We start from the raw sequence: 12995 nt of genomic DNA on the forward strand, positions 1-12995 counted from the left end.
CGAGTTGGTCACGGCTGTGACTCGACTCACACACCCCTTGAACCGTCGCGCCCGTCCAGCCATCGACCTGTGTATGAGGTACGCGTGGTTATGTCACCCCGTGACCGTTGCCGGGGTACTGGTGCTTTTGGTCAACGACCACCTGCTCAAGCAAGTCTGGCCCGGGTTCGTCACGGGCAAGCTCAGTGACGTCGCGGGGCTCGTGGTGGCGCCCGCTCTGGTGGCTCTGGTGTTCTGGCGGCGGGCCGACCTGGCTGCGACCGTACTGACGGGAGCGCTCTTCGCGGTCGTGAAATGCACGGAGACGGGCGCTGAGGTCGCCACCCAGGCCTGGACCCTGGTAGCGGGCCCTTCGCGCGTCCTGGCCGATCCTACGGATCTCCTGGCCCTACCTGCCCTCGCCCTGGCCTGGTGGGTACGCCGCCGCACCCTCGACCGCCCCGCCACGGCCCTGTGGACGCGCCGGCGCACGCTCGACCGCCCCGGCGTATTGGGGTCCAGCGCCCTTGACCGCCCCGGCGTACTCGGGTCCAGCGCCCTCGGACGCCCCCGCGCACTGCGGTCCAGCGCCCTCGACCGCCCCCGCGCACTGCGGTCAAGCGCCCTCGACCGCCCCGAGACGCAGCGGCCCGGCATCCTCCATCGCCCCATCACGGCCCGGTTGCGGATCATCGTGACGATGCCGCTGGCCGTGCTCGCGGTCACCGCCACGGCGGCTGCCGTGCCGCCGGCCTCGGCCGAGGCCGTGGAGGTGGACAGCGGCGGCCGGATCCTCGTCCACACCAACACCACGACGTCGTGGGTCTCCCACGACGGCGGCCGCACCTGGGACGAGACGGCCGGAGACCGTACCGGACCGGGCCAGAGCGCCCAGTGCACACCGGGCCAGGCCACGCGGTGCTACCGGGTGGCCCAGGACCGGATGGCCGTGGAGCAGTCGGACGACGGCGGGAGCACCTGGCAGCCGTCCTGGGCGCTGTCGGGCGACGACCTGAAGCGGCTGACCAGGCAGCACGAACAACCGGGCGACCTGCGCGCCGTCGCCCTGGGCGTACAGGCGCGACCGGGCGGCCACGTCGTCGTCGTGGCGAACGGCGTGGACGGCATCGTGGTCCGCGACCCGTCCGGCACGTGGCGGCGCGTGGGCTGGCCCGGGGCCGAGGCCACCGAGGTGGACCTGGACCCCGAGTGGAGCGTGGCGCTCTTCCTGGCCGCCTGCATGCTGTTCGGCGGCGCCGGGGCGGGCCTGCGTCAGTTCACCGGGGTGTACACGGGCTTCGCGACGGCCGCCTGCCTCGGCCTCCTGGCCGTGGTCGGGACGGACACCGACTTCCCGTACGTCGACACGGGCACGTTCCCGCTGGCCCTCGTCGGCCTGGCGGCGCTCCTGATCGGCACCGTGGTGTGCTTCGTGCTGGCGATCGGGGGCCGGGCGCGGCCCGTGCCGGCGGCCGTCGGCCTGCTGGGCGCGCCGCTGGTCTACGCGAGCGTCTACCTGCCCTTCTCGGGCTGGGCGCAGGGCACGCCGGAGTCGTACTTCGTCGCGGCCGCGCTCGCCGTGCTGCTGACCGCCCTCGTCGTGGCGGCGGGCGCCGTCCTCATCAGGAACGACGCCCGCCGCGCGAACGCCTACTTCTTCGACGGCACCAGCACGTCGAGCCCCACGTAGGGGCGCAGCGCCTCGGGAACCACCACGGAGCCGTCGGCCTGCTGGTGGTTCTCCAGGATCGCCACGATCCAGCGGGTCGTGGCGAGCGTGCCGTTGAGCGTGGCCAGGTGCTGGGGCTTGCCGTCCTTGTCGCGGAAGCGGACGGCGAGCCTGCGCGCCTGGAACTCGGTGCAGTTGGAGGTCGAGGTCAGCTCGCGGTAGCGGCCCTGGGTGGGGATCCACGCCTCGCAGTCGAACTTGCGGGCGGCCGACATGCCGAGGTCGCCGGCCGCGGTGTCGATGATCCGGTAGGGGACCTCGATCTTGGCCAGCATCTCCTTCTCCCAGGCGAGCAGGCGCAGGTGCTCCTCGTGAGCGTCTTCGGGACGCACGTAGGAGAACATCTCGACCTTGTCGAACTGGTGGACCCGGATGATGCCCCTGGTGTCCTTGCCGTACGAGCCCGCCTCGCGACGGAAGCACGACGACCAGCCCGCGTAACGCAGCGGCAGGTCGTCGGCGTTGAGGATCTCCTGGGCGTGGTAGCCCGCCAGCGACACCTCCGAGGTGCCGACCAGGTAGAGGTCGTCGTCGGGCAGCCGGTAGATCTCCTTGTCGTGGGCCACGTGGAAGCCGGTGCCCTGCATGGTCTCCGGCTTGACGAGCACCGGAGTGATCATCGGGATGAACCCGGCCTCGATCGCCTGCTGGATGGCCATGTTGAGCAGGCCGAGCTGCAGCCGCGCGCCGACGCCCTTGAGGAAGAAGAACCGCGAGCCCGACACCTTGGCGCCGCGCTCCATGTCGATGCAGTCGAGCCCCTCGCCCAGCTCCAGGTGGTCCCTGGGCTCGAAGTCGAACGTGCGGGGCTCGCCATATGTCTCGAGCACCACGTAGTCGTCCTCGCCGCCGGCCGGCGCGCCCTCCTCGACGATGTTGGGCACCGTCTGGAGCACCTCGTCCAGCTCGGCCGCGAGCTTCTCCGCCTCGGCCTCGGCCGCCTTGACCTGGCCCGCGAGGTCCTTGGCCCGCTGGAGCAGCGCGGCCTTCTCCTCGCCCTGCGCCTTGGAGACCGACTTGCCCATGCTCTTCTGCTCCGCGCGCAGAGACTCGAACGAGGTCAGCGCCGATCGGCGCCGCTCGTCGAGGTCGAGCAGCGTGTCGACGACGGCGTCGTCCTCACCGCGGGCACGCTGCGACGCCCGTAGCCGGTCGGGGTCCTCACGAAGGGTACGCAGGTCAATCACAAGGAAAAGGCTACCGGCGTACGGGTGCGCCCCGCCCCTGGATTCTCGGCCCTCGCTCCAGGACCCGCCCCGAAGCCCCTGCACCCGGCACCTCACCCCAGGCCCCGCCAGCCCGAACCCACCCCGGAGCCGCCGGCCCCGCCCGGCCGAACCCGCGTCCCGAACCGCCGGCCCCGCCCGGGCGAACCCGCGTCCCGAACCGCCGGCCCTGAACCACCAGACCCGCCCGCCCCGCACCGGCCCAGCCCGGCCCGAACCAGCCCAGCCCAGCCCCGTCAGACCCGCCCGGCCCGGATCCTCGCCAGCCAGTCGCCCGCCTCCGCGAACTCCGGGTCCGACGTGCCGCGCTTGATCTGCGGCGCGATGCCGTCGGCCCGCGGATAGCTGCCGAGGAAGCGCACCTCGCCACAAATGCGATGCAACCCGGCGATGGCCTCCCCGACCCGCGCGTCGGCGATGTGCCCCTCGAAGTCGAAGTGGAAGAAGTAGCGCCCGATGCCGTCACCGGTCGGCCGCGACTCGATGCGCGTCAGGTTGACCCCGCGCACGGAGAACTCGGTCAGCATCTCCAGCAGCGCGCCCGGGTGGTCGTCGGCCAGGAACACCACGAGCGTGGTGCGGTCGGAACCGGTCGCCTCCGGCAGCGGCCCGGGCCGGCCGACCTTGACGAACCTGGTCACGGTGTCGGACCTGTCACCGATGTCGGCCGCCAGCTCCACCAGCCCGTAGTGCTCGCCGGCGATGCGGGCGGCGATGGCGGCGTCGTACGGCGAGCCGGGCAGCGAGACCTCCTGCGCCGCGGCCGCCGTCGAGGGCGCGGCCACCACGACGGCGTCGGGCAGCTCGCGGGAGAGGAAGGCGCGGCACTGGGTGGTGGCCGCGGGATGCGTGTAGACCCGCTTGATGTGGCGAATCTCGGTGTCCGGCCGGGCCAGCAGCGAGAACTGCACCGGGAGCAGCAGCTCGGCGTTGATCAGCAGGGGGTCGCCCCAGGCGAACTCGTCGAGCGTCGTGGTGATCGCACCCTCGATCGAGTTCTCCAGCGGCACCACCGCGCCGTCGGCGTCACCGGTGCGGACGGCGTTGAGCGCGGCGGGCACGTTGGCGCAGGGCAACCGCTCGGCGGCGGGGTCGAGGAGCCGCAGGGCCTCTTCGGTGAAGGTCCCTTCGGGTCCGAGATAGGCGAGTCTGGGCATGCATACAGAGTATCCGCAGGTGAACGGGCCACGCGGCCCTTTCACCCGACGGCGTATCCGCAGGCGAGCCGGGGCGCGGGCCGCCTCAGGACCTCCTCGCAAACGACTCGCGGACCCTCCTGGGAACACCGCGCGACCAGCCGCGGCCCCTCCTGGGAGCACCGCGCAACCAGCCGCGGACCTTCCCTGGAACCACCGCGCAACCGGTCGCGGCGCCTCCTGGGAGCTCCTCGGACGGCTCGGGGCCTTACCTGGGAGCCCCTCACAACGATTCGGAGGCCCGGGAGGCGATGAGGGGCCCGAGGCCGAGCCTGGCCGCGCGTACCGCCTCTTCCTCCTCCGGCGACAGCTGCTGCTGCCCCTTCCCGCCCACCACGGGCCGCACGTACGTACGCGTCTCGCTACGCCCGTTGATGGACGTCAGCACGATCCCGTCACCCAGCCCGTTGATCATCGCCACCGAGAACGACAACCGCCCGGTCATCTCCGAGAGCGCGTCATAACGGCACACGGCGACGTCCCTGATGGCCTTGAGATCGCCCCGGCCCTCGCTGATCTGCCGGGAGAGCATGCGCTGGCAGTCCTCCACCGTCGCTCTGGCCTGCCGCAGCGCGAGATAACCGATCAATACGCCACTGACCCCGGCGACGACGCCCACGATCACCCATGTGGTAACGAGCACGGCACTGAGGGTAATGGTTAGGTCAAGCCGGCTCGCGCCGTTTCGGCAGCCAGGACACCAACATCCACACCAGAGCCAGCGCCCCCAGCCCGAACCCGTTCTGAACGATCTTCCCCAGTACCAGGCTCACCCCGGGGATGTCGGCCTGCTTGAGGGAAACGCCCCACCACGGGACCGTCATCACGTAATACAGCCACACGACCGCCGCCACCCGCAGCCTGACCGTGTCGCGCCCGTCGCCCACGATCGCCGCGAGCACCACGACCACCCAGGCCAGGTGGTGGATCCAGGCGACCGGCGAGAGCAGCACGGCCATCAGCCCGACGAGCGCGACCGCGGTGAGGGGATCATTCGCCTTGTACGCGTCCCGCGCCCCCCGGAACCCGTACCACCCGACCACGGCCACGATCACCACCCAGATCGCGGAGGTGAGCAGGTCGGGCATGTACAGCCGGATCAGCATGCCGCGGATCGACTGGTTGGTGGTGGCCGCGTTCGCGCCGAGGCGTTCGGGATCGAGCAGCGCCGAGAACCAGAAGTCGGACGCGTCCTGCGGGATCACCCCGAACGGCAGCAGCGTGAGCACCGCCGCCGCGAACGCCGCCATGAAGAACGTCCGCCACTGCCTGGTGACCAGCAGATAGATCAGGAAGACGCCCGGAGTCAGCTTGACCGCCGTGGCCAGCCCGATCAGGAACCCGCGAGGCCACCAGGGCCGCCGGGCCACGCAGTCGGCCACGCACAGGGCGACCAGCAGGATGTCCACCTGCCCGAACCGCACCTGGTCCCTGATCGGCATCAGGTACGTGCACAGCACCATGAGCAGCGCGAACACCCAGGGCGCGTACTTCCTGAGCGTCTCCCCCTCCAGCACCTGCCGGAACGAGAACCCCACCGTCACGGCCAGCGCCACGAAGATCCCGGCCGTCCACACCCACTGCGCCGTGACCCAGGACATCTTCGCCAGCACCACGGCCAGCATCGCGGCGATGGGCGGGTAGGTGAAGGGCAACAACTGCGGCGCGGGCGTGACGTAGTCGTACACCGGCCGTCCTTCGAGGAGCATCTGCCCCCCGGTACGGTAAACGTCCAGGTCGACGAGCCGTTGGTCATCGGGGTTGGTGAGCCACCCGTACACCAGCGGCGCCACGGCCGCCACGACGACGAGCGCCGCGAGCCCCCATGCCCACCACTGCCGCCGCATCACCCGCACCTCGCCACTTGTCACGGTGTGGCACGTTACCGTGGCTGTTGTTGATCGAGGGGCACACACTGGGGGTCCGTACATGCCGAACGCCACGCCGTACCCGCCTCAGGGCCGGTACGCGGAGCGCCACCACCTCGGCCGCCGCATCGCCGGCACCCTCGTCTCCGCCCTCCTCACCGTGCCCCTGACCACCCTCCTCACCACCACCCCCGCCACAGCCACCCCACCAGCTCCCGCCGCGCCCCTCCACGCAGCCGCCGCCCCCAGTACACCCATCACAAGCGCCCATCCCGCCTCCGCCGGCACTCGCACCGACAACGCCACCACCCCGCACCTCCGGTCGGCCATCACCGGCGGCACGCATGCGGCAGACGCCCCCGCCGCACCCCGGGGACGAGTGGCCCTGATCGGCGTTCCCGGACTGGAGTGGAGCGATCTGGACCGGACCAGGACCCCCAACCTGTGGCGCCTCGTGGGCGAAGGCGCCTCCGCCTCGCTCTCGACCCGAGCCGTACCACCCCCGGACCGCGGCACCACCTGCCCCACCGCCGGATGGCTCACCGTCTCAGCGGGCCAGCGAGCCGGCACGCCGGGCAAGGGCTGCCCGCCTCCACCCATCCCCCAGTCCAACCAGCAAACCGGGCAAGACGGGCAAACAGCCCAAGGCGCCACGATCCCCGGCTGGCGGGCCCTGGCCGCGCACCAGTCGGAGACCGGCTACGACGCCCAACTGGGCACGCTGGGCCAGCTCATCACCGACAACGGCGGCAAGGTCGCCGCGATCGGCCCGGGCGCCGCGCTAGCCGCCGCCGACAAGTCCGGAAATATCGCCAAATACGCCCCCACTCCCGATGCCCTGGGCGATCCAACCTCCTACAACCTGATCGTCCTCGAAGCCGCCGACCTCGCGAACGCCTGGATGCAACAGCCCCCCGACGAGTACGGCGTCCCCACCTCCCTCACCCCGGCAGCCCGCCAGGCAGCGGCCACCCGGGCGGACCAGCAGATCGGCACCCTGGTCAGCCGGCTCCCCGCCGACACCACGGTCCTGCTGGCAGGCGTCTCGGACGTGACCCCGAACGCCCACCTCCACGTGGCGCTCGCCGCGGGCCCCGGCCCGGACGGATCGCCGTACCCACACGGCTATCTCACCGCCACCTCCACCCGCCAGGACGCCCTGGTCACGATCACCGACCTCACCGCGACGACCATCCAGCTCCTGGGCCTGCCCGCCCCGCGCCAGGTCGTCGGCCGCCCCTGGCAACCCGGCGGATCCGCCCCCGCCACCGCGTCCGGCACGGTGACCGAACTGGCGGACGGAGACCTGGCCAGCCAGGTCCTGCGGGAGGTACGCGGCCCGTTCTTCACCGTCCTGGTCACGCTCCAGCTCCTCTTCTACGCCCTCGCCGCCCTCGCCCTCCGCCGCCGCCGCTCAACCACCCGCCCAAGCCCCTCAAGGCGTCCCGCCGCCGACACCGCCGCCGCCACGAAGAACGAGCGGAACGCCGCCACCACGGCACCCGCCGCCCCCACCGCAGAACACCCTGAAGACACCGCCAAGGCCGCAAAACGCGACGAAGAGTCCGCCACCACGACAACGCCCTCCACCACCCCCGTGGAAGACGCGAGCACCTCCAAGCTCCTCATCTCCATCCAGGTCGTCGCCGTGGTCAGCGGTGCCATCGCCGTCTCCACGTTCCTGGCCCAGCTGGTGCCGTGGTGGACCCTGCCGGTGCCCATGCTCTCCGTGATCCTGACGATCCTGGCCATCGCCGGCCTCATCACCGCCGTCGCCTTCGGCGGCCCCTGGCGGGCGCACGTGCTCGGCCCCCTCGCCACCGTCGCCGCCATCACCTCGCTCGCCCTCCTCCTCGACGTCATGACGGGCTCCAGACTCCAGGTGAACGCCGTCACCGGCTACGAGCCCGTGACCGGCGGCCGCTTCTACGGCTTCAGCAACATCGCCTTCGCCGTCTACGCGACGGGCACCGTCCTTGGCCTGGCCGGGGTGGCTCAGTGGCTGCTCGGCAGGGGGATGTCGAGGGCTGTGGTGGTGACGTTGTGCGGGTTGTACGGGGGATTCGCGGTCTTCGCGGACGGGTGGCCCTCCTGGGGCGCGGACTTCGGTGGTGTCCCGGCGTTCGTGGTCGGCTTGGCCGTCTTCCTGATCCTGCTCTCCGGCAAACAGGTGTCCCTGCTGAGGCTCCTGGTCGTGGGCCTGATCGGGGCGGTGCTCGTGGGTGCCCTCTCGGTGTTCGACTGGTTGCGTCCCGACTCCCAGCGAACCCACCTGGGCAACTTCGTACAGCAGATCATCGACGGTCAGGCCTGGACCGTCATCGGGCGCAAGTTCGGCGCCATGATCGGCGTAACCGTCGGCAACTGGTCACTGACCCTCCTCTCGCTGGTCGCGCTGGCCTTCCTGTTCCTGGTGCTGGCCCGGCCTTCCCGCTGGGGCGCCTCCGCGCTCGGCCAGGCGTACAAGCTGGCCCCGACGCTCAGGGCCGGCCTCTTCGGCGCCCTCACGTGCGCCTTCATCGGCTTCCTCATGAACGACTCCGGCATCGCCATCCCCGCTATGGCCCTGACGGTGGCGGTGCCGCTGACGCTCGCGGCCTGCGTTCGGGCCCTGCAGCTCGCCAAGCCCACACCACCAGCGCCGCAGCCAGGGCGAGCAGCACCCAGGCGAGCTGAGGCCTGAGCACGGTCCTGAGCCACTCCAGGTCGGCGGGCTGATCCTCCACTCTGGCCGGCAGGTACGCGAGCGACAGCACCAGCAGGTGCGCGACCACGAACCCGTCCAGCGCGGAGGCCCCCACGAGCGCCAGCAGCCCGAGCGCCAGCCCGTCGTACCAGGGCAGGATGTACGGCGTCGCGAACACGTACGCCACCACCAGCCCCACCGCCACGACCGGCGCGCCCAACCCCCCGCCCGAAGACCCGCCGTACAACGAGCTGCCATCCAACGACGCGCCACCCAACGCCTCGCCACGCAGCGAGCCCCCGCCCGAGGGCCCACCACCCAACGAGCCGCCGCCCACTGACGGGCCACGCAACGGGTCGCCGGTCAACGGCCTTCGGCGGCCGGCCCAGCGCAGCAGGGACCAGGCGATGAGCCCGAGCACCAGGAGCGAGCCGATCTGGATCTCCCCCCGGTATGCACTCCCGGTGCCCACGATCGACTGGAGCCAGCCCTGGACGAGCTTCCAGAACGAGGCATGGGAGATCGACTTGCTCGTCCGGGTCATCGGCGCGATCGCGTCCGGGCCGACGATCGCGTACCCGACGGCGACCACCACGACGGCGCAGCCCGCCATGAGCGCCAGGCGGGCAGGCCGACGCCGTAGCTCCCAGGCCGGACCGAGGGCCACGAGGCCGGCGTTGACCTTGATCGCCACCCCCAGCCCGAGCAGGACACCCGAGCCGACAGGTCGGCTTCTGGCCAGGAGCGCGGCCACCATGCAGGCGATGGCCAGCGTGTCGACGTGCAGGCCCGCGACCAGTTGGTAGAGCAGGAGGGGGTTGGCCGTCCACAGCAGGGCCGCCCTGAGGCGTCTGGCCGGGTCGTCCCTGGTGAAACGGTCTATGAGCAGGCCCGTCCCGATGAACGCGGCGGAGTTGAACAGGGCCAGCACGAATATCGTCAGGCGGAGCGAGTCGCCGCCCACCCAGCTCGCCACCGCCTGCACGGCCGTGGCCACGGGCCCGTAGACGCTCGGCTCCTCACGCCACGGCTCCTCCACCGCGTCGGCGACGGGATCGCCCGGCAGGTCCGCCGCGCCATGCGTGTACGGGCTGAGGCCCAGCGTCACCATGCGGCCATAGGCGGCGTAGTTGAGGTGGTCGCCGGAGCCCGAAGGGGGAAGGAACGCCAGGACGCCGGCGGCCACGCAGCCGATGAGGACCAGCAACCGGGCGCTGGGCAGCCACCTGGCGCCGGCCGACAGGCGCCACGGCCACCCAGAGGGCATATGGGACGGTTCGCCGCTCAGGGGTGGCTCAGCAGCGGATCCATCGCCCGGGCCCCGCTCGACTCCATCGCCGGGGCCTTGCCCGACCGAGCCGGGGCCTTGCCCGACCGAGCCGGTATCCGGCCCCCGTCCCGAGAATCCACCGTCGGGCTCTTGTCGGGACGAACCGCTCTGGGTCGGTGTGGTGGGGGTGGCACTTCGGGTGGGCTCGGAGGGGCCTCCCGGATCTGCTGCGGGCGGCTGTGCGGTGATGAGGTCTCGCCCGCCAGGGCGGCGCAGGAGCAGCAGAGTGGTCAGGAGGCCAACGCCGCCGAGGATGAGGGCGGCCGCCGCCAGGGCGACCGTCAGGTGCGGCTCTGGGTTGAGGCCGAGGGAATAGGGCGGGTGCCAGGCGGGGCCGTTCAGGGCCGGGACCAGTGGTGACGGGCCCAGCAGGCCGATGGTGATCGTCAGCAGGATCGAGGCGCCGATCGCCGCCATGGCCGCCCCGGCCAGCCGGGCTCGTGCCTGTCCGTGCCGCGTCGGTCGGGCCTGTCCGTGCCGCGTCTCCGAAGTCACCGGGAAATTCCAGCACACTCGCAAGACACCTTCGCCCGAACCGGTCCTGCCTGTGGATAACGGGGCCGAGCTGTGACTTCCTGTGGATAACCAGGTCCCCAACCCCCGTCGCCCCTGGTATCCGGCCTGTGGATACCTGTGGACAAAGGTCCGGACGGGCGGCTGAGCGAGCGGCCGACCATCCAGCGACCCGGCCGACCCCCGGCTACTCCCCGGTGAGCCCGTCCACCGACTCCCGGATGAGGTCGGCGTGTCCGTTGTGCCGGGCGTACTCCTCGATCATGTGGACGAGGATCCACCGCAGGCTCGGCGCCCGGCCGTCGGGCCACGTGCGCCGGGCCAGCTGTCCCAGACCGCCGTCCGCCAGCGCCTCCTTGACCAGCGCCCGCGACCGCGACACCGCGTCCTCCCAGAGCGCGTGCAGCTCCTCGGGCGAGTCCTGGGCGGCCGAGTTCCACTCCCAGTCACGGTCGGCCTCCCAGTCCACCGTGGCCCAGAGCGGCTGCCCCTCGCGCCCGTGCAGGTAGCGGGCGAACCAGTGGTTCTCGACGAAGGCCATGTGCTTGAGGATCCCGCCCAGCGTCATCGACGACACCCCGACGGTCGCCCTCAGCCCGGCCGCGTCCAGCCCGGCGCATTTCCACGCCAGGGTGGCGCGCTGATAGTCCAGGTAGCCCACGAGGGTGTCGGTCTCGTCGGCCGCGAGGGGAGGCTCGGGTCGGCCCTGCTCGTCAATATCGGTCATGGGCGGTGAGTTTAGGGTCCGGGGCGAACAAAGCCCGCGGCCGAATCGGGTCAGCGTTTCGGACGGAGCCGGTCGAGGTTCTGAACGACCAGAGGCTCGCGTACGGCCAGCGCCCGCGCCACGTCCCGCAGCTGCCGCGCCCGGTGGAGCTGCGCCCGCAGGTCCGTGCCCGTGGCCCGGTGCGACATGTCCACCTCGACCTCGGCCACCCGGTAGCCCTTGCGCAACAGGTCGATCGTCAGCGCCGTCTCCACCCCGAACCCGTGCGCCAGCGGCCGGGCCGCCTCGAAGGCCGCTCTGCTGAGGCAGCGTTGCCCGTTGAGCGGCTGGGCCGGGTCGAAGCCGGTGGCCCGGCGGATGCCCTCTTTCGACAGGCGGACGACTAAGCCATGCCCGCCGAGCTTCACCCTCGTCGTGAACACCGCGATCGTCATGTCGGCCGTGCCCTGGCGTACGGGCTCGATCAGCGGCGCCGCGGCCTGGGCCGTCTCGCCCAGGTCGGCGTCGAGGAAGAGCAGGTGGCGGGGGGTGGCGTCCTCGTCGAGGAGGCGCACCGCCTCGGCCCCCGTCTCCATCGCGGCGGCCTTGCCCCGGTTGCGGCTGTGCCGCACCACCCGGGCTCCGGCCGCGCGGGCCACCCTGCCGGTCTGGTCCGCCGAGCCGTCGTCCACGACCACGACGAGGTCGACGCCGGGCAGCGCCGCGGCGGCCTTGACGGTGGCCGCGATGCGGTCGGCCTCATTGGCGGCCGGGATGATGACAGCCGTGTCGCCGCCGTTCCGATCCGCACTCAGAGGTTCCGTCATGATCCCTCTGTTATGAGGAACTCCTGCGGCACCTCATCGTGCACGGTGAACACCGAGTCGAGCCCGGTGACCTGCAGAATCTTCCGTACGGCGGGACGCGGGGAAGCCACCTCGAGCGACCCTCCCTGCTCTTTCATGCGCTTGAGCGCCGAGAGCAGCACGTTCATCCCCGTGGAGTCGCAGAAATCCACGGCGGACATGTCGATGACCACCCGGCTAGGCCCTTCCTGCAGCAACCGAGTGAACTCGGACTGCAGGTGAGGCGCCGTGTAGAGGTCGATTTCTCCGGTGACCGCGACTAGCGCGCACCCGGCATGTGATCGAGTCGAGACCTTGAGCTCCACATGGGCAGGCTAGCGGCGCGAAGGCTTCCGGTCACGTTGTCACGCCGATAGGGGAACGACAGGTTTTTGTCCTGCGTTTGGGCTCCATGAAAACGGAGAGTACGCGAAGCTTGACAGCGTGACACCGGAACCGGCAACGCTTCACGGAGAGGGAGGGGCTGGGGCACGCGCGACGGGCCCCGCATCGATGAAGGCCGACAAACCCGAAGATCCACAGCGTCAGGGGCTCCGAGAACGCCTGGAGACCATCCTCATCAGCACAGAGAAGGCGACGTCATGGCATGACCAAGCGGGGCGCCTGCGCGGCCTGGTGAACCACGAAGGCTACGTCCCCATCCGCACCCGGCTCGCCATCGAGGACCTGGAGTTCCTCGCCGAGGCGCGCACCGAGCTGCTCAGGTTCACGGAGCTGGGGCTCAGGTTGCTCGATCTCCACCAGCCGCGGGACGCGGGGGGCATCACGAGCGACACCGCCCACCCGATCCTGCGGTGCCGGAGCTGCATGTGGCGCTGGCCTTGCCCGACATTTCGGGCAATGTCGGAGTCCTTTGGTGCATCGCGGGACCTGCCGGAGAGCGCCTGAGGGGCGAG

General features: G+C 71.2%; 10 protein-coding genes and 1 pseudogene. 3 read left to right on the forward strand and 8 right to left on the reverse strand.

What is annotated here, in order from left to right; genetic code table 11:
* Window positions 1-100: 100 nt before the first annotated feature.
* The gene (locus tag AB0J69_RS00635; RefSeq protein ID WP_364111325.1) at window positions 101-1669 is read left to right on the forward strand and encodes a hypothetical protein; all 1569 of its coding nucleotides are present in this window, start codon (window positions 101-103) and stop codon (window positions 1667-1669) included.
* Here AB0J69_RS00635 and serS read toward each other — a convergent pair.
* The 4 genes from serS to AB0J69_RS00655 all read right to left on the reverse strand — a co-directional run bounded on the left by serS (window position 1630) and on the right by AB0J69_RS00655 (window position 6001).
* Window positions 1630-2895, reverse strand: a complete 1266-nt coding sequence (gene serS, locus AB0J69_RS00640) for a serine--tRNA ligase (protein ID WP_364111327.1) — start codon at window positions 2893-2895, stop codon at window positions 1630-1632. The two genes, AB0J69_RS00635 and serS, sit on opposite strands and share 40 nt — an antisense overlap.
* Before the next feature lie 275 nt (window positions 2896-3170).
* Window positions 3171-4091 carry a prephenate dehydratase gene (gene pheA, locus AB0J69_RS00645; RefSeq protein WP_364111329.1) on the reverse strand — a complete coding sequence of 307 codons (921 nt, stop codon included), beginning with the start codon at window positions 4089-4091 and terminating at the stop codon, window positions 3171-3173.
* Between the two features lie 262 nt (window positions 4092-4353).
* Complete coding sequence (locus tag AB0J69_RS00650) at window positions 4354-4773, reverse strand: DUF4446 family protein (protein ID WP_364111331.1); 420 nt, start codon at window positions 4771-4773, stop codon at window positions 4354-4356.
* A gap of 22 nt (window positions 4774-4795) precedes the next feature.
* Entirely contained in the window at window positions 4796-6001 is a 1206-nt protein-coding gene (locus AB0J69_RS00655) for a glycosyltransferase 87 family protein (protein WP_364111333.1), read from the reverse strand.
* 58 nt (window positions 6002-6059) lie between these two features.
* Between AB0J69_RS00655 and AB0J69_RS00660 the strand changes: the two genes are divergently transcribed.
* On the forward strand, window positions 6060-8681 hold the full coding sequence (locus AB0J69_RS00660; RefSeq protein ID WP_364111335.1) for a hypothetical protein: 2622 nt from the start codon (window positions 6060-6062) through the stop codon (window positions 8679-8681).
* 382 nt (window positions 8682-9063) lie between these two features.
* Here AB0J69_RS00660 and mptB read toward each other — a convergent pair.
* The 4 genes and pseudogenes from mptB to AB0J69_RS00680 all read right to left on the reverse strand — a co-directional run.
* A pseudogene (gene mptB / locus AB0J69_RS00665) lies at window positions 9064-10431 on the reverse strand (polyprenol phosphomannose-dependent alpha 1,6 mannosyltransferase MptB); the annotation flags it as partial.
* A gap of 283 nt (window positions 10432-10714) precedes the next feature.
* Window positions 10715-11254, reverse strand: coding sequence for a DinB family protein (locus AB0J69_RS00670; RefSeq protein WP_364111337.1), 540 nt, complete (start codon window positions 11252-11254; stop codon window positions 10715-10717).
* 50 nt (window positions 11255-11304) lie between these two features.
* Window positions 11305-12060 carry a glycosyltransferase gene (locus AB0J69_RS00675; RefSeq protein ID WP_364111339.1) on the reverse strand — a complete coding sequence of 252 codons (756 nt, stop codon included), beginning with the start codon at window positions 12058-12060 and terminating at the stop codon, window positions 11305-11307.
* Entirely contained in the window at window positions 12057-12404 is a 348-nt protein-coding gene (locus tag AB0J69_RS00680; protein ID WP_364111341.1) for an STAS domain-containing protein, read from the reverse strand. Before AB0J69_RS00680 ends, AB0J69_RS00675 begins: the two co-directional genes overlap by 4 nt.
* A gap of 310 nt (window positions 12405-12714) precedes the next feature.
* On the opposite strand from AB0J69_RS00680, the gene AB0J69_RS00685 reads away from it, so the two are divergent.
* Complete coding sequence (locus AB0J69_RS00685) at window positions 12715-12987, forward strand: hypothetical protein (RefSeq protein WP_364111343.1); 273 nt, start codon at window positions 12715-12717, stop codon at window positions 12985-12987.
* Window positions 12988-12995: the final 8 nt, after the last annotated feature.

It is taken from the genome of Nonomuraea sp. NPDC049709, from assembly GCF_040674815.1.
Taxonomy (GTDB): domain Bacteria; phylum Actinomycetota; class Actinomycetes; order Streptosporangiales; family Streptosporangiaceae; genus Nonomuraea.

What these genes read in the sequence shown, in the direction of transcription:
- pheA (WP_364111329.1), bottom strand. Translation starts at nt 4,091, where the DNA reads ATGCCCAGACTCGCCTATCTCGGACCCGAAGGGACCTTCACCGAAGAG.
- AB0J69_RS00660 (WP_364111335.1), top strand. Translation starts at nt 6,060, where the DNA reads ATGCCGAACGCCACGCCGTACCCGCCTCAGGGCCGGTACGCGGAGCGC.
- AB0J69_RS00670 (WP_364111337.1), bottom strand. Translation starts at nt 11,254, where the DNA reads ATGACCGATATTGACGAGCAGGGCCGACCCGAGCCTCCCCTCGCGGCC.
- AB0J69_RS00675 (WP_364111339.1), bottom strand. Translation starts at nt 12,060, where the DNA reads ATGACGGAACCTCTGAGTGCGGATCGGAACGGCGGCGACACGGCTGTC.